Origin of the sequence: Pararhizobium sp. IMCC21322 (assembly GCF_030758295.1) — a bacterium.
In the GTDB taxonomy this organism is placed as follows: domain Bacteria; phylum Pseudomonadota; class Alphaproteobacteria; order Rhizobiales.
In genome coordinates this window covers 3,971,447-3,987,567 of the sequence record NZ_CP132335.1, presented here as the reverse complement: position 1 = coordinate 3,987,567, position 16,121 = coordinate 3,971,447, and the positions used below count along the sequence as shown (strand labels likewise).

General features: G+C 50.4%; 16 protein-coding genes. 15 read left to right on the top strand and 1 reads right to left on the bottom strand.

Annotated elements, in window-relative coordinates; translation table 11 throughout:
- The first annotated feature begins 5 nt into the window (after nucleotides 1–5).
- Entirely contained in the window at nucleotides 6–359 is a 354-nt protein-coding gene (locus tag RAL91_RS18820; RefSeq protein WP_306263005.1) for a DUF1304 domain-containing protein, read from the top strand.
- Between the two features lie 241 nt (nucleotides 360–600).
- On the opposite strand, the gene RAL91_RS18815 is transcribed toward RAL91_RS18820, so the two are convergent.
- The gene (locus RAL91_RS18815; protein WP_306257788.1) at nucleotides 601–876 is read right to left on the bottom strand and encodes a hypothetical protein; all 276 of its coding nucleotides are present in this window, start codon (nucleotides 874–876) and stop codon (nucleotides 601–603) included.
- A 602-nt stretch (nucleotides 877–1,478) separates the two neighbouring features.
- Between RAL91_RS18815 and RAL91_RS18810 the strand changes: the two genes are divergently transcribed.
- From RAL91_RS18810 to RAL91_RS18745, 14 genes are all read left to right on the top strand, one after another.
- Nucleotides 1,479–2,093, top strand: coding sequence for a hypothetical protein (locus tag RAL91_RS18810; RefSeq protein WP_306257787.1), 615 nt, complete (start codon nucleotides 1,479–1,481; stop codon nucleotides 2,091–2,093).
- A 227-nt stretch (nucleotides 2,094–2,320) separates the two neighbouring features.
- Nucleotides 2,321–2,854 carry a hypothetical protein gene (locus RAL91_RS18805; RefSeq protein WP_306257786.1) on the top strand — a complete coding sequence of 178 codons (534 nt, stop codon included), beginning with the start codon at nucleotides 2,321–2,323 and terminating at the stop codon, nucleotides 2,852–2,854.
- Nucleotides 2,829–4,157, top strand: coding sequence for a hypothetical protein (locus RAL91_RS18800; protein ID WP_306257785.1), 1,329 nt, complete (start codon nucleotides 2,829–2,831; stop codon nucleotides 4,155–4,157). Before RAL91_RS18805 ends, RAL91_RS18800 begins: the two co-directional genes overlap by 26 nt.
- Nucleotides 4,158–5,191: 1,034 nt before the next feature.
- The gene (locus RAL91_RS18795; RefSeq protein ID WP_306257784.1) at nucleotides 5,192–5,692 is read left to right on the top strand and encodes a hypothetical protein; all 501 of its coding nucleotides are present in this window, start codon (nucleotides 5,192–5,194) and stop codon (nucleotides 5,690–5,692) included.
- A gap of 78 nt (nucleotides 5,693–5,770) precedes the next feature.
- A complete protein-coding gene (locus tag RAL91_RS18790) occupies nucleotides 5,771–6,253 on the top strand; it encodes a hypothetical protein (RefSeq protein WP_306257783.1) in 483 nt (160 codons plus the stop codon).
- Between the two features lie 357 nt (nucleotides 6,254–6,610).
- Entirely contained in the window at nucleotides 6,611–8,500 is a 1,890-nt protein-coding gene (locus RAL91_RS18785; RefSeq protein ID WP_306257782.1) for a hypothetical protein, read from the top strand.
- A 93-nt stretch (nucleotides 8,501–8,593) separates the two neighbouring features.
- Nucleotides 8,594–9,310 (top strand): hypothetical protein, encoded by a 717-nt coding sequence (locus tag RAL91_RS18780; RefSeq protein WP_306257781.1) that lies wholly within the window; start codon nucleotides 8,594–8,596, stop codon nucleotides 9,308–9,310.
- 663 nt (nucleotides 9,311–9,973) lie between these two features.
- Nucleotides 9,974–10,537, top strand: coding sequence for a hypothetical protein (locus tag RAL91_RS18775; RefSeq protein WP_306257780.1), 564 nt, complete (start codon nucleotides 9,974–9,976; stop codon nucleotides 10,535–10,537).
- A complete protein-coding gene (locus tag RAL91_RS18770; protein ID WP_306257779.1) occupies nucleotides 10,538–12,511 on the top strand; it encodes a hypothetical protein in 1,974 nt (657 codons plus the stop codon).
- Between the two features lie 133 nt (nucleotides 12,512–12,644).
- Nucleotides 12,645–12,875, top strand: coding sequence for a hypothetical protein (locus RAL91_RS18765; RefSeq protein WP_306257778.1), 231 nt, complete (start codon nucleotides 12,645–12,647; stop codon nucleotides 12,873–12,875).
- Entirely contained in the window at nucleotides 12,859–13,452 is a 594-nt protein-coding gene (locus RAL91_RS18760) for a hypothetical protein (RefSeq protein ID WP_306257777.1), read from the top strand. Before RAL91_RS18765 ends, RAL91_RS18760 begins: the two co-directional genes overlap by 17 nt.
- Nucleotides 13,394–13,594 (top strand): hypothetical protein, encoded by a 201-nt coding sequence (locus RAL91_RS18755; protein WP_306257776.1) that lies wholly within the window; start codon nucleotides 13,394–13,396, stop codon nucleotides 13,592–13,594. The genes RAL91_RS18760 and RAL91_RS18755 overlap by 59 nt, the downstream gene beginning before the upstream one ends.
- Complete coding sequence (locus RAL91_RS18750; RefSeq protein WP_306257775.1) at nucleotides 13,595–15,337, top strand: portal protein; 1,743 nt, start codon at nucleotides 13,595–13,597, stop codon at nucleotides 15,335–15,337. It abuts the gene before it with no gap.
- 336 nt (nucleotides 15,338–15,673) lie between these two features.
- Nucleotides 15,674–16,093, top strand: a complete 420-nt coding sequence (locus tag RAL91_RS18745; protein ID WP_306257774.1) for a hypothetical protein — start codon at nucleotides 15,674–15,676, stop codon at nucleotides 16,091–16,093.
- Nucleotides 16,094–16,121 lie beyond the last annotated feature (28 nt).

The window sequence follows — 16,121 nt, the reverse complement described above, 5'->3', positions numbered from 1 at the left end:
TGACAATTTTGTCCGAAGTGCTTATTGGTGTGGTTGCCCTTATCCATCTTTATATTGTGTGGATCGAGATGTTTGCCTGGGAAAGCCGGGGGCCGAAGGTGTTTTCCAGCCTGCCGAAAGAGCTGTTTGGGCAAACCAAAGCAATGGCTGCCAATCAGGGGCTCTACAATGGATTTCTGGCGGCAGGTCTGATCTGGTCGCTGATGATTGCCGATGCCGAATGGCAGGTGATGATTGCGTTGTTTTTTCTGCTGTGCGTTGCTGTTGCCGGGCTTTATGGCGCGATCAGCGTTACGAAAAAAACGCTGTATGTGCAGACAATTCCGGCCGTATTGGCAATGGTTTCCTTGTTTCTTTGAGCTAACAGAGCCGCGCGTTAAAATCCGGAAAAAGCTGCTGCACCGGTTTGATATTTATTGCGGCAGCTCGCTGCAGCTGCAATAAATAGAGCATCAGCAGAGTTGGTGATTGGCCAACAAGCTTTGGTTTTCAATACACATTTCTGTTTTCTCGTTTGTTCAAAACGATACCAGAATGCCCGGGATGGCAGAACCATCCCGGGCATTGGTGCGGCAGCATTGGGTACTGCGTTTTGGAGGGTTATTTGCGAGCAGGCTTCTTAGCTGGCTGGATGGCGATGACAGCCATTTCAGCGCTTTTGCGGGTCTGCTTCAGTTTGAATTTTGGCGTTGTCATGATGACTGCAGTGTGAACTTCATCGCACTGATCCATGCCGCTACTGGCACAAGGGACGGGGTGGCTGCCCTTGTTACAGGAGTCGATGACGAGATCGTAGCAGTCTGACAGGGGGCTGGCGTTTGCAGCGCTTGTGAGGCTGACTGATCCGATGATGGCGAGAGCAAAAAGATGTTTCATGGTACGTTTCCTAAGTGAAGGGCTGTCTGGCATTTTGCTTTTGAAGCGCGCTGCAGCCTGTTGTTATTGATCCTGGCGATTCTGGCGATCCTGAATTGGCCGCCGATGAACAGATGAATAGAACAGGCAGGCTGAATGGTTTTTGAAACCATTGTTCAGTTTGCATTCAGGATTTTCTGAGCTGCAGGCAAGGCAGGTTTTGGTTCCGAACAAATTGGGAAAAAGCTGCTCGTGTTTGTTTCCAGTGCCTTGTTGCCGGAACCGGCTTATGCAAGAAATAGATCATCGGGCGATGTGAGGCTGTTAGCTGTTCTATTCGTTGATTGTGCGAGATGAATGCTCTGGGTTGGAATGCATCGTAACTGCTTGGTGTCAGTTGGCCGATGCTGGCTTTGAAAATCTTTACAGATCGGGCCGTAAACAGAGAGTGAAGCAGTTTGAGCTCTCACTTCGGACCAACGTGACATTGAAGCTCCAACTACATAAGTCCTTGTTAACTTATCGGGTTAAGAAAGGTGAACCAGACCTGAATATCGCTTTCAGCAAAAATTAAACTGATGATGCTTACTTCCCCAAGGGCAACACTTGGGAAGGAGAAAAATTTGTTTATTTCACGTCTTGCAAAACTCGCCGTATTATTTGCGGCAACTACGAGCGTCGCGACTGCGGCAATTACCAGTGCAGATGCTGCCGACAGGCAGTGCAAGTATGAGGTTCGCGTAAAAGCGGAGGGCATCAGCTCAATAACAATTCCGAATGGAAATGTTGTGTTTCAGGGCAGAGCCGGCAACACCAACAACAATCGTGGCTTTGCTCGGTTCCATGCGGCTGACGCTGCAATGGGCTGCATGAATGCGGCTGTTCGAGGTGGGCAACTGCCACGCAACTGCCGTTCGGGAGCGCCATTGCGATCCAATTCTGCTGGTCGTGCCTTAAACTTCAATCTGCAGAATGCCAAAACTATCGCCTATGATGCGCTTTGCCGCCAGTCTTCTAACATTGGCAGGCCTCAGGCGATGGTGCGGAATGCGCAGATCTATACGTTTGTTCTTGGCTCCAAGGATGTGCGTAGAGAATGTGCATTGCCAGCAAATGCCAGAAACGTGCCAAACGACAATGGTATGGCACAGGGCGTTCCAAAAACATCGCGCTACAAAACCTGGCACAGCGATAGTGCCATTCGTTGCAGCCGAGGCCGCGCGAGCCTGGTGAACTAAAGCAAACACAATCACTGGCCCCAGATTTTTGGGGCCAGTATTGGCAGATCTATTTAACGTTACTTTTAAAAAATTGACACTTGATTGGCTTTTCTGCTTTCCGAACCACTTTCGAATAAATCCCGGTTCATCCAGACTATATTTGGCATTTTGATACATCCATTCACTTTGGCGTATTAAAATGTCCAATCGCGATCTCCCAAAAATCACACATAAGCAGGCCTGTTATGAGCGAAACACAGCCTAATGGCATGCTGTTTGAGCGTGGGCTTGTGCTGACAGAGGCGCAGGCGGCCTTTGTTGTGGCTTATGTGGCGTCCTATCGGGCGCTGGAGGCGTATCGGGCGGCGTTTGATGTGCCGGATGCGGTTTCGGATGCGGTGGTCTGGCATGAGGCCAGCGCTGTGCTGGGCAATCAGGATGTGATTTTGCGGATTATGGAGTTGCAGGAGGTTGCCGCTGCAGAAAATGGGGCGGGGGTGGCCAGGGCTGCGGTGGCGAGCGCTGCCTCGGCTGGGCACGGCGTGTCGGATGCCGATATTCGTGCGCTGACCTGTGAGTTGGAAAAAGCCCGTGTGAAGGCGATGGGCGACGAGAAGGGCGCGAATACCGCTGTTTCCGCCACGATGGGCAAGGCCAAATTGCTGGGGCTGATGACGGACAGCAGGACGCCGGCGACCAAGAGTGAGGCGAGCAGTGTGACTGTTGCCATTATAGATTTTGCAAAGATGAGCCATGACCCAGATACGCCTTCCCAATGACTGGACGCCGCGCGCTTACCAGATACCGGTCATGTCGTATCTGGATGGGGGCGGGAAGCGGGCGATGTCGCTTTGGCATCGGCGTGCCGGTAAGGATTCCGCCGGGTTGAACTATGCCGCCAAGGAGATGTTTCGCCGTCCCGGTGTTTACTGGCATTTGCTGCCCTCGCAGCGCCAGGCGCGCAAGGTGGTGTGGAACAATGTGGACCGGCAGGGCCGCCGCATGATTGATCAGGCGTTTCCCGAAGCGTTGCGGGCGCGCAAGCTGAGTGATGAAATGCTGATCGAGTTTAAAAACGGCTCGGTCTGGCAATTGGCGGGAGCGGATAATTACGATGCGCTGGTGGGGGCCAACCCGGTTGGGGTGGTGTTTTCCGAATGGGCGCTGACCAACCCGCAATCGTGGGATTTCATTCGTCCGATCCTGATGGAAAATGGCGGCTGGGCCTGGTTCAACACCACACCGCGCGGGCGCAACCACGCTTTCCAGATGGCGGTGATGGCACAGAAAAACCCGGCCTGGTTTTTTGAACGTTTGACGGTGGAGGATACGCAGGTGCTGACCAAAGAGCATATGCAGGAAGAACGCCTGTCCGGCATGTCGGAAGACAAGGTACAGCAGGAATATTACTGCTCGTTTGAAGCCGCAGAAGCGGTGCAATTTATCACCTATGAGCATTTGCAGCAGGCGCTAGGCCGGATTATGGACGACCCGCAGCGGCCTATGATTTTTGGTCTGGATGTGGCTCGTTTTGGCGATGACCGCTCTGCACTGGCCATTCGCCATGGCGACAAGCTGATGAAAATCATCACCTGGCAGGGGCTGGATACCATGCAGACGGCTTCGAAAGTGGCTGAAATTGCAGACAGGGCGCGCCCTGACCGGATTTTTGTCGATGGGGTGGGCGTTGGTGGCGGCGTGGTGGATCGTTTGCGGCAATTGGGCCTGCGGGCCGTGGATGTGAATGCCGGTGGCCGGGCCACCGAGCAGACGCGCTATTACAACAAACGCGCTGAATGCTGGGGCCGCATGCGCGATTGGTTGAAGGACCGGGGCATGATTGCCGCCAACCCGGAACTGGAATTTGACCTGCTGGGCCCTGAATACAGTTACGACGCGAATAACCGCATTCAGCTTGAGAAGAAAGATGACATGAAGAAACGCGGTATTCCGTCGCCGGATCTGGGGGACGCGCTGGCACTGACATTTGCCGAACGCGTTTCCCCGGTGATGGTTTCATCCGCAGATTATGCGGAGCAGAATTCGCATGCCCCTCTGAATGACCCGCTAGGCGGGTTTTGAATAGAACTGGCAATTTCAGAGAGCGAAAAATGAACATAATTATTGTTCATGAATATCAGCACAATGAAGTATTGGTATTTTCAAAAATGAAATGTCTGATCGGAAGTTATTTCTGTAGTATTTTAGTATGTTCCGGAATGACCATGACGTGAGGTGCGTTTCAAAGAAGTTATCTCTAATTGTGTAATTGGATGAAGAAAATAGAAAACAAAATTTATAACAATGGCATAAATCAGAATAAGTTCTACAAATATTGAACCGAGTTATACATGATTTTGAAATAGATGTATCCCAAACAATGAAACAAATATCGAAAAAATTTTCTCTACTTATAATGTTGTTTGCAGTTTCCCTTGTTTATTCGAAGGCGGCATACAGTAATGAGGACGCATTCTGCAAAAATCCACTCTTTTTCGGTCTCGATAACCCACTTGAGGAAATTGCAGTCTCTGTGGAGATTTCGTCCGACCTGGGAGGAACCTATCCAATACGAAGTATGTCTAAAACTGAAGATGGATTTTTACTCCGATCAGTTTATGGACCGACGTTTATTTCTTACAATTTTGAAACTGAGCAGATCATGCAATTGGGGGCTATGGGTTTCTTCCAAATTGGGTTCATGACGCATCAATTGATGTAGGCCCGGAGATAATAACCCATTTTATTGGCTACTTTCTGAATGTAGGTGGTTGGCAGATTCTGGACGTCGAAATGAGCGGAATGGAATTTGAGGAAATCTCCTTATTCCACGGTTAAGGACATGAAGAGATTGAAGCGTGTGAAGCGCCGAATTGCGGTTGTGTTGGTATCGCAAAAATTTATGATTTTGACGGGCATTTGGGTCCAACGTACAGCATTTTGTGGAGGCGTTAGATGGCGGATCTGAGTATATAGTTCAAGGTAGACTTTGCCAAAGCACTGCTGGAACTCGAGAAGACAATTAGTGGTGACGGCTCTGTCTTATCGCGTTTTGTAGACGCCGGACCAATCTCTTCTGGGGACTGGTTTACTTTGACAATGAAAGGGCCGGAGAATTGATCGAAGGACTGGCACCCAATGATATTTTTGAGGTGTTGCCTGGTATTGGAGCAGCTATTGCTCATCGTTCAAAGATGATTTCTGCTCGCCTGGAGAATAGAACAAACAATGAACAATCGCCCGTTGAGCCTCCAATTCCGCGCCCACGGCCAAAGCTGAACCCGATTACGGAAGGCTATCTAAAAGATATGCCGGATGATGGGCGGTTGATCCTGGCAGTTGAGATGGTTGGCTTTAATGGGCGCAAGGAAGCGGACAAGGCAGAAGCTGAGCGGATGGCACGCTTTGATGTGCAGCGGAAAATGGCGCAGGATCTGGAGGATGTTAAGGCCGGGAAAGTCTCGACTGTGTGGGACCGGTATGGACACCCCAAAGCGGTGCCGGATTTGCTTGGGGAGGAGGCCTATCAGAGTTTTGTGGATGACCGGTTGGAAGCGGGCCTCATTTCCAATGCAACGGCAGGACTGCATTGTCAGCCGTATATTGGCCAGATTTAACCGCCAATATGGGTGTTTAGCCTCTCGATGGAAAGCCAAACTTGGTGTCATAATATCTATGTGTGGAAGTGACCAAAAATGAGCGAAGCAGTTAAGCTCCAAAAAACTGACAAAAGGTCATTTCGCTGGTTACGAGTGTTGTCCCGGATATTGATTGTTGTCCTTGTGATTGCGTTGCTACCAACTGTTCCGGTTGTGTACACGATGGTTTTGAATGAGTTCCGGCTGTGGAAATTTGCCCGACAGTTGCATGTTTTCGATGAATTGGCGGAAAACACCAATAGTAGGCTCATTGCGGAAGGGCGTTATATCAGTGCTAACATTGGAAGTGGGGAGTATTGCTTTTATTCGGGGACGCGGTTGTATGAGACTTTTGGCGGCTTTAATGCGGAGCAATTATTGAATTGGAAACTGGTCGCCCAAAACCATGTTTTCGCCGCAGCGCGTAAGCCGGATGATGGGTCAAATGCTGATGTCTATCTGGATATTGTAGATAGTCTCATGCTTGTAAGGATTGATTCTGGAGGTTTTTCTGTAGGATTGGACTTCAGATGCTGGTAGGCACAAAAGCAACAAATGGCCTCTCAATTAGGGTATTTGTTCCTTTTGTCTGTCCTGATTTTTGCACTGTTGGTCACCGCATTTCCCTTGTCGCACGTCACAGCGGAACTAATGTTAGCGATAAGAATTTAACGCTCGGCTAACTTTCTGATTATTTCCAATCATTAGCTAAGTTGGATTCCATCCACGTAAAGTAAGAATACATTTTTCTCGACCAGCCGATTGGCGAGGTCAGCTGCGCTTGTTCCAAGTCTTGTAAGGCGCAAATGGAAACCGAAGCAACCGCCGGATGCTTGGTATGTGCTTGTGACTTTGTATCCAGCACAATCTTCAACAACAAAAGCTGAAAGATTAGTAATGTCAAAATATCTCGTTATCGCGGCTGAACGTGTTGGGTCCATCCTGAACAGCACCAACGACAAATTTAAGTTTCAGCATCAGGAAATTGCAGAGGTCGAAGAATTTAGAAATGGAATATTCGAGAACAGACTTGATGTAAACCCGTTCGGAATTCCAGTTTATCTGAGTTTGCAGGACAACTTTGGAGCTGGAAAATTTGTTAGAGAAAATGATGGTCTGATTTCAGCCGCAGCCCGTGAATTTGGGATTGAGCCGGATTTGGTACGTGCCATTATATATACAGAGATGAGTAGGGGGTGGTATGACAGAATTAATCTCTCAGGTTCAGACACTATTTTACCGGGCAACATCCTAGAAAAATGGGAAGACCTAATCCCAGGAACTGATATCCGCAACAAGGGGGATAATATCCGCCTTACCGCAAAGCTTTTGTCGGAAATCAGGAAGAGGTTGGATGAACCCTATCCAGAAGACATTTACTCTCTCTATAACTCCATGGCCCATGATCGTACCTATCAAAACTATAAGACCAAAACCACGCCCTATTTTATGAAGCAGGTTATGAAGATGAAAGCCTGGCAGTATGAAAAGTGGTCACTTCCGAATAAAATTGGAATAGACGCGATTCCACAAACGCCAACACACCCATATGGCGTTTACGAGGTTCCTTCCCAGCGGAGTTCCTCTCAAAATAGTGACATGTATGGTTTCAATAATAAAGTTGGCGATGGCAACTTTCGAGTGTCAAAGAGCGGTTCATTTTACGGCCAACCCCTGGTCGAGGAGGCTGACAAAAGAAGAGACGGATTACACGGAAAAACAGCATTTGACCGGGTCGATAGAGCGCATACACTTGTTACCACTGGTAGCCGGGATACTGAAATGGAAGCAGCTCTAGGTCTTGATAGTGGTTTGTTGCCGGACGGGGTGAGAAAAGGGCTTGAACGACTCAACCGAAGTGTTGAAATCATTAATGGAACAAACAATGAACGATTGTCGGAGATGCCACCAGTTCCGCGCCCACGGCCAAAGCTGAACCCGATTACAGAAGGTTATCTGAAGGATATGCCTGATGATGGGCGGTTGATCCTTGCGGCTGAGATGGTTGGCTACAATGGGCGCAAAGAGGCGGACAAGGCAGAAGCTGAGCGGCTGGCGCGCTTTGATGTACAGCGGAAAATGGCGCAGGATCTGGAGGATATCAAAGTCGGGAAAGTCTCGACTGTGTGGGACCGGTATGGACACCCCAAAACTGTGCGGGATTTGCTTGGGGAGGAGGCCTATCAGGCCTTTGTGGATGACCGGCTGGAAGCGGGCTTCATTTCCAATGCAACGGCAGGATTGCACTTGCTGCAGGATGCTGAGTTGTTCGGCATTGCTGACGGCACAACAAAGCTGGAAGCGCCTCATGAGAAGCTGGCTGAATTGATGACGCCGAAGGTGCTGGCGGCAGCGGCAGAGCGTGCCAGAGACATTTTGGACATGCGCCGCACCAAGCCGTCTGAGGCTGTGTTACTGTCATCTGATTTGAGCAACCGCAAAGCACAGTTTGATGCAGCCTTTGATGCCAATGAGGCGGTGGATGCAGAGGAGATGGATGCGGTTTTATTCTATCATGAAGCAGCGCAGCGGGAGATTGGCATTGCAGAACCTGCTATTGAAATGATCCCGCCGCGCTGGGCAAGCCAGGTGGCGGCGCGGTTTGAAGTGCCTCAGGCTGGCAATGGCACCCCAACTGACCGGCGGGCACGTGAGGCGGAGCTGAAACAGCATTACACCCAGCTGCAGCAAAGCTTTGGGCCACGCACGGATGATGTGATTGCCTACAGTCTGGCACGAACTGCCAGCAATGGGGCGCTGCCTTCAGGGCAGGGCATCTCCCAATAAAGCGTATTTGCGGCGCTCTAACGTGTGGATTAGTCGGCAGGTGGCTATTCGCAATCAACCAGATTTTAGAACCACTTTTTCACAGGATTTGATATGGCAAGATTACCGGATTACCGCGCGCAGCGGGGATTGGATACAGGCTCCGCACAACAGCTTTCCGTTGATACATCGCGTTTGCAGCGACTTGGAGAGTTTGGCCGGGCTGTTGAGGAGGCAGGGCAAACTGCGTTGAAGATCACGACACAGAGAGCCGAACAAGACGCAAAAGGCGAGGCTGGAGATCTTGCGAAACGGCAAGCAGAGCTGGAGCGTAAGCGAGGGAAAACAGAAGCCTACCAACAACAACAACAGTTTAATGCGCAAATGGACAATGCATTGGACGAAGTGACGAGTGCTGCGCCGGCAAATGGCCATGGGATTTTCGAAAGCTTCAAAAATGATGTGCTTGACGTGGGCGCGCGTACATTGCTGGACCAAATTCCCGAGAACGAGCAGGTTCTGTTTCAGGAACGGCTTGCAAAAGATGTTGATTTGTTTGAGCAAAAGGCGGCAATGCGTGAGCGCGATCAGGGGATTGATTATGGCGTCCAGGTGGTGGAAGCCCGACGCGACCAAATGCTGAATGAAGTTCTACCTGAGAGCTTTGACACACATGTGCAGCGACTTTTGGAGGTTGCAGAAGCGGCTCCTCTGCCTGCAAATCTGCGCGCACAGATGGTTGACGAGGTGATGCAGACATCGCGTTTTAAAGCTGCGCGGAACGGGTTGTTTGGCGATGTGGTGATTGGCCTTGAACCGGTTTTAGACTAGCGTAGGGTTTATGCTCAGAGATTTGCATGGATGTGTCACACTGTCGTCTTCTTGCGCCGACAATTTATAATTTTCTGGTGCGCCAGATGGCGTAAGATCTGGTTGGTGTGGGGCCTTTTTCCGTCGGTGAACAAACTATGCTTTTGAATGCTCCGTCGTGGCTTAAGTTGCTGTTTCTGATTTCAGGTGGTGTGATCTGGACGCTGTATCTGAATTAATTCTTCGTTCCAGATGTGAAAATCATAAAAATGTGAGTTATTTTCGTAAAATTCAGGATATTAATATCACTATTTGTATTTTGGCCCGCAATAGTTGTTTTGATTGAGATTATAACTACGCCTTTAGCTGAGGCATGGGGATGCAATTATTATCGTAATGCCTTTGAACCCTGTTTTGTTCTTGGCGTGAATATTGCTGACTATCTAGCTCCCTATTGGGTGATTACGTTACATTTTTATTTGGCAGCGTTATGGATCTTGCCGATGTTTGCGATTTGGATTGGCTGCGAGATATACGTTGCGTCAGCAGGAAGCCGCAAGGCCGAACGAAACCGACTAAATGTGACTTCTCATCGCCCTCCTACAGATAGCCAAAGCTGAAGCGTAGGATCTTGTATTCGGCTGAAACATCAGAACTGAATTTGTTAATGAAAGGGCCGCAGAAATGATACGCAGATTCAGCAAATTGATTTCGCTTTTCATGCTGATTGCCGCGTCGCCGGCATATGGTGAAGCAACCGGTACTGAAGAGGAGCCTGCATGCAAAGACCCATATTTTTTTGGTATCGACTTGCCAATTCAAGATTATGACAATTTGGGGGATCAATTTTTATTTGATCCAGTACGGTATCTAACCAAAACAGAATCTGGATTTATAATTCGTATATCCAGCGCGTCAATTATAATAGATTTTGATGCAGAAAAAGAACAGATAAACCAACTTGCAGTCCATGGAATTTTACCAAGTTGGATTAACGATGCGTCATTTGATGTGGGCCATCATATTTTGAAGCATTACTTGAATTACGTGATGACATCACGAAAAATAGATATAATTGGTTTTGAAGGAGACGTAGATAAAATAGAAAAGATATTATTTTCCTATGGTGGAGGACATGAAACGATTGAGACATGTGAAGTTCCGAATTGTGGATGCATTGGCTTCGGACAGATATTCAATTTAAACGGAGTCACCGGCCCGAACTACAGTATTGTTTGGAAGCGCTAGATGGAAAACTTCGGTATTGAATTTAAAGTTAATTTTTCAAAGGCACTGCTTGAGATTGAGAATGTAATTCGAGGAGAGAAATCTGTTTTATCGCGGATTGTGGACACCAAGGAAACCGTTACATCGGGTCTGTCATTACTGAAAAGTATGAGGAAAAACCCTATCGGGAAGGGTGGTGTGGCTGGCGCGCTTCTTGGTGCAATAGTTGATACTCCTGAAAGATATGCAGAAATATTTTTGCTTGCTACGACTGGAAAACATTACTCATACAGAGACTTGAGCAGTCATCAGGACGAATATCACAGATTACGAGCAGAGAAACTGGGTTATGTGAGATCAATAGTTCCAAGCGATGATCATCCTTGGGAACTGGTCGCCTTCATCATTTCTCGTGAAATTGCGGGTTTTGAATTTGAGGACATAAGGGATGTCGGGAAATACATTAAGAGCCTGGATGAAGCGACACGGTTTCAGCTGATTGAAGATGGCGTGAGAGTTGATCTGATAATTGATGGAACTGAAGAAGACACATCTCAGGGAATCGAGCCGGAGAAAACGAAGCTGGAATTCCTCTCTGTTGATGAGCGCAGCTTGTACAGCCGCGATGGACCTGAAATCAGCGCTCGTATAAAGGCAACCCACGAAGCGCTGGATGATGTAGCAGCTCAACTTTCTGAGCCAAGTCGGCGCCTGTTTGATGAGATACCATCTGACGTGACGTTTCCAGTTGATGGTGGGGGCGGGTCAACTCCTGCTACCGTTGTTGAAGGGATGGTTGACGAAGATAATCAAGCGATCCCTTTACCGCAAACGCCAATTCGACGCTCAACCCCTGTTACCAGTGACAGGCAGGGCTTTCGCAATCCGGTCGACATTGATGATTTGATTAAGCCTGCAAGCTACCAGAAGCAGAACTCAGCGCTTAATCGTGTCGGTGAGAGCGAGATGATCAGAAGAATTGGAACTGCTGATATTGGTGAGTTTTTGCCGGGTGTCGGACGGGCATTGGAGCAACGTTCAAAAGTGGTTTCTGATCAATTGGTTGAGGGAACAAACAATGAACAATTGCCGGAGGTGTCACCACTTCCGCGCCCACGGCCAAAACTGAACCCAATTACAGAAGGTTACCTGAAGGATATGCCTGAGGATGGGCGGTTGATCCTGGCGGCGGAGATGGTTGGCTTTAATGGGCGTAAGAAGACAGACAAGGCAGAAGCCGAGCGGCTGGCGCGGTTTGATGTACAGCGAAAAATGGCGCAGGATCTGGAGGATATCAAAGTCGGCAAAGTCTCGACTGTGTGGGACCGGTATCGACACCCCAAAGCTGTGCGGGATTTGCTTGGGGAAGAGGCCTATCAGAATTTTGTCGATGACCGATTGGAAGCCGGCATCATTTCCAATGCAACAGCAGGACTGCATTTGCTGCAGGATGCTGAGTTGTTCGGCATTGCTGACGGCACAACAGCCCTTGAAGCGCCGCATGAGAAGCTTACGGAACTGATGACGCCTAAGGTGCTGGCAGCAGCGGCAGAGCGTGCCAGAGACATTTTGGACATGCGCCGCACCAAGCCGTCTGAGGCTGTGTTGTTGTCTCCTGATTTGAGCAACCGCAAGGCACAGTTTGATGCAGCCTTTGATGCCAATGAGGCGGTGGATGCTGAAGAGATGGATGCGTTTTTATTCTACCATGAAGCGGCGCAAAAAGAGATTGGGATTGCAGAGCCTGCCATTGAGATGATCCCGCCGCGCTGGGCAAGCCAGGTGGCGGCGCGGTTTGAAGCGCCTCAGGCTGGCAATGCCACCCCAACCGACCGGCGGGCACGTGAGGCGGTGTTGAAGCAGTATTACACCGAGCTGCAGCAAAGCTTTGGGCCACGCACGGATGATGTGATTGCCTATAGTCTGGCACGAACTGCCAGCAATCGGGTGTTTCGGCCTGATGATGGCGCGCCAGCCGGATCTCGCGCGCAATGAGGGGCGTGGTCGGCACGGACCTTGGCCAGACCTTGGCCAGACCTTAGTCCATCAATTTTCTGACTGCTGATTGTGCCGGACCGCGCTGTCCCGTATCAAATTTAAAAATTCACAATGATAGAAGGATAATTTCATGTTTCATGACACGATTTCGGCTGTCCTGTCGGTTGTTGCGGCGGTGCTGATTGCGCTGGCGGCGATTGCCTGGGGCCATGCAGTTGCGTTTGTGCTGGTGCTGGCTGGGCTTGGGGCTGACTGGCTGCGTTATGCAGCAGAAGCAGGACGAAATGCGGCCCATTTGTATTACGTAACCCTTGTGGCCTATCCGCTGGCTGCGGTGATTGCGCTTGCCCCACAGATTTGAGGTGGGGCCAGCCAATGTGCGCGATGTTTCCTATATTGCGGGCAAGTTGAGACCGGGCGATCAGCGAGAAGTTTTCTGCCAGTTGCCAGCCAGTATCAGTGCCCGGGAAATTGGTTATATCTGCACCCGGCCCGGAACCAGTTTTGTGGCCTATTGGAAGGGCATGCCGGTGATGGTGTTTGGCTTTGATGCCATTACCCTTGCTGGCAATGCGCTGAATGCCTGGGCGTTCGGCACAAAGGACAGTCCTTACATTATAGGCGATCTGACCCGCTGGGTGGGCGACACGTTGTTGCCCGGCTGGCTAAGTAGTGGCGTTACACGCATCGAGGCGCGTTCCATTGCCGAGCACAGCACTGCGCATCGCTGGCTGAAAGCCATTGGCGCGGTGGAAGAAGGGCGGCTGTCCGGCCTTGGCCGGGACGGCGAAATTTTCATTTTATTTGCATGGCATCGCGACCGGCTGAAGCAGACGCTTCGCCTGTTGAGCCGATTTACGGAGACTTTCAAACATGTGCATGTCGAAACCAAAAATTGCGAAACCAAAACCACTGCCAACGGCACCAAAGCGCGATGAAGAGGCGTCTCTGGTTCAGGATGCACGCCGCCGTGCGCGCAATGCAAAGGGTGCTGCCGGATCGGTGTTTACATCGGCTCTGGGGGATACAGGTTTTGGCAAGAATGTAAGCCGGGCAACACTGCTGGGACAGAGCGCCTAGATGGGCGTGGTGGAAGACCTGCTGGACAGGCAGGCGGCGCTGGCCAAAGACCGTTCCCAATGGGAGCAACACTGGCTGGATGTTGCCAATTATGCATTGCCGAATGTGGATCGCTTTGACCGGCTGTTCAACAATGGTGCAGGCCAGATAGATGGCTGGGCGAGTGGCCCGAAAGGGCCTGATCGTGCGCGCGCCATTTACGATACAACCAGCCTTTGGGCCGTGGACCGGGGTGTGGCGGGCTTTATGTCACTGATAACGCCGCAATCGGAAACCTGGCATGGCATTGCCAGTGTTGACGCCATGACCGACGATGTGGATCAGGAAACCGAGGAATGGTCCGACCGGTTTGCCAATTATCTGCACAAGATGCGCAACAACCCGCAAACCGGCTTTTGGGTGTCTCACAAATCAGCCTTGCGGGCCATGTGGGCGCTTGGCACGGGCATTCAATTTGTCAGCGAAAATCTGCAACGGGGCGCAGATGCACCCATGTCCTATCGTTATGTGCAATTGTCGGAGAGCTATCTGGCAACCAATTATGAAGGGGTCGTGGACACTAATTTCCGGTGCTTTACCAAAACGGCGGCGCAATGCGTGGCCAAATGGGGTGAACGCTGCTCTGCTGATATCCGTGCCAAGGCGGCGGATGCCAAAACCCGCGACCGGATGGTTGAACTGGTGCATGCAGTTTTGCCGCGGGCTGAGCGCGGATCAGGCCTAAACTCCAGACGCAATGCGGCCTGGGCGGAGTTCTATTTTGAACGGCGCACCAAGCATGTGCTGCATGAAGGCGGCTTCAATGCATTTCCCTATGTGGTGTATCACTGGAACCAGATGGGCCATGAAGCCTATTCGGAAGGGCCGATGGCGCTGGCTTTGGCCGAGGTGAAAAGCCTGAATGCTCTTTCCAAAGATGCGCTGATGGCCTCGCAACAGGCAGTGAACCCGCCAACCGCCAGCATTGATGACGGGTTTGGGCGTGTGAACCTCAACCCCGGCAAGAACAATCCCGGTCTGATGTCGCCAGAAGGGCGGCTGCTGGTGCAACCGATTGTCACAGCCCCGCGTCCGGATTTTGCCGAAAGTATTTTGAACATCAAGCGTGAACAGATCAAAGAAAGCCTTTATGTCAATTTGTGGCAATTGCTGATCAATTCACCTTCCATGACAGCGACGGAAGCATTGATCCGTGCCGAGGAAAAAGGCCAGTTGCTGGGGCCTGCTGCCGCATCACTTTATACCGGGATTGCCCGTTTGGTGGATGTTGAAACGCAATATCTGGCAGACCGGGGTGCCTTTGAGCCAGACCAGCCATTGGCGGTGCCGGACACGATGCAGGGCGGCGATATTGCGGTGCAAATGGACACACCGCTGGACCGGATGCGCCGCTCTGGCGAAGTAACCGGTATGCAACGTACGCTGGAGTTTGGCGCAACCATTGCGCAACTGAAGCAGAACCCGAAAATTCTGGAAAAATTTGACGCTGATACCATGCTGGATACGGCGCGCAAAGTGTTTGGTGCGCCCGCCAGCATGTTTAAAACCGAAGAGGAATTGGCGGCTGCCCGCGAGGAGGCTGCGCAAATGGAGCAGATGATGCAGGCCATGCAGATGGCGCAGGCGGGCGGCGCTGCTGCAAAAGCTGTGGGTGAGGGCGCGCAGGCAGTTGAAGGGTCGCCCGCGCTGGCGGCGATGGCTGCAGGGGCGGGCTGGCGGGTGAGGCCGGTTGGCAGGGATTAGCTGTCGCCAAGTATCTGCTTTGTCCTTCTTGGAATTCACACCTAGCGGCCCTCATTTGGCCAGATTTTTGCAAGATTATAGAAAGAATGCAGCGGAAAATTGAAAGTACAATTCAAATGAGAATGCTTTTAATGCGATATTGGTGACCGAAAAGGCTTTGACCTTTTCTGATTAATCGATCACCCGATTCTGAGAATTCCTGGCCTGCCAGAAGGCGGAATTCAACCTGCAATTTCTAACAAACAAACAATTTTTTTGAAGATCAGCATACGGTGCCACGTGTTATAGATTGTGCACTGTCTGATGCTGTTTGCGTGTTTCATAAGGAGCGCTGTTATGACTGACAAAACCATGTTTACCGAGCTGGACCAGTATCAGTGGTATCGGGATATTGATGAATTGGCGAAGCATTCAAAATTCAAAAGTATGGAACGCCTATTGTCTGAAATTCCACCAGCGCCCGTTAGCCTCGTGTTGACAATTATGGAGGAAATGACAAGCCGACCAGAGGTTTTTGCGGCCTATGCCAGCGCGCCTGCTGATGGGCAGATCGGACCTGAAGAAAAGTTTCTTTTGATGTGGTTTCGTGAGTACATCAAACACAAGTATGGCAATGAAACACAAGCTTTGTCTGAAGCAGTATACCACATGAGAGATTTGGCAAATGGTGCGTATGGCGGTGTGGATGATCCGAAACTTCGGGCCACATTGCTTGCTGATGACAGCATTTATGATGATGGAGCGGGCTCCACTTAGGACCGGTTTCTTTCACCTTTATACTTCC

Bases quoted from the DNA above. Each gene is read 5' to 3' on its own strand.
- RAL91_RS18815 (WP_306257788.1), bottom strand. From the start codon at position 876: ATGAAACATCTTTTTGCTCTCGCCATCATCGGATCAGTCAGCCTCACA.
- RAL91_RS18805 (WP_306257786.1), top strand. From the start codon at position 2,321: ATGAGCGAAACACAGCCTAATGGCATGCTGTTTGAGCGTGGGCTTGTG.
- RAL91_RS18800 (WP_306257785.1), top strand. From the start codon at position 2,829: ATGACCCAGATACGCCTTCCCAATGACTGGACGCCGCGCGCTTACCAG.
- RAL91_RS18790 (WP_306257783.1), top strand. From the start codon at position 5,771: ATGAGCGAAGCAGTTAAGCTCCAAAAAACTGACAAAAGGTCATTTCGC.
- RAL91_RS18785 (WP_306257782.1), top strand. From the start codon at position 6,611: ATGTCAAAATATCTCGTTATCGCGGCTGAACGTGTTGGGTCCATCCTG.
- RAL91_RS18780 (WP_306257781.1), top strand. From the start codon at position 8,594: ATGGCAAGATTACCGGATTACCGCGCGCAGCGGGGATTGGATACAGGC.
- RAL91_RS18775 (WP_306257780.1), top strand. From the start codon at position 9,974: ATGATACGCAGATTCAGCAAATTGATTTCGCTTTTCATGCTGATTGCC.
- RAL91_RS18770 (WP_306257779.1), top strand. From the start codon at position 10,538: ATGGAAAACTTCGGTATTGAATTTAAAGTTAATTTTTCAAAGGCACTG.
- RAL91_RS18765 (WP_306257778.1), top strand. From the start codon at position 12,645: ATGTTTCATGACACGATTTCGGCTGTCCTGTCGGTTGTTGCGGCGGTG.
- RAL91_RS18755 (WP_306257776.1), top strand. From the start codon at position 13,394: ATGTCGAAACCAAAAATTGCGAAACCAAAACCACTGCCAACGGCACCA.
- RAL91_RS18750 (WP_306257775.1), top strand. From the start codon at position 13,595: ATGGGCGTGGTGGAAGACCTGCTGGACAGGCAGGCGGCGCTGGCCAAA.
- RAL91_RS18745 (WP_306257774.1), top strand. From the start codon at position 15,674: ATGACTGACAAAACCATGTTTACCGAGCTGGACCAGTATCAGTGGTAT.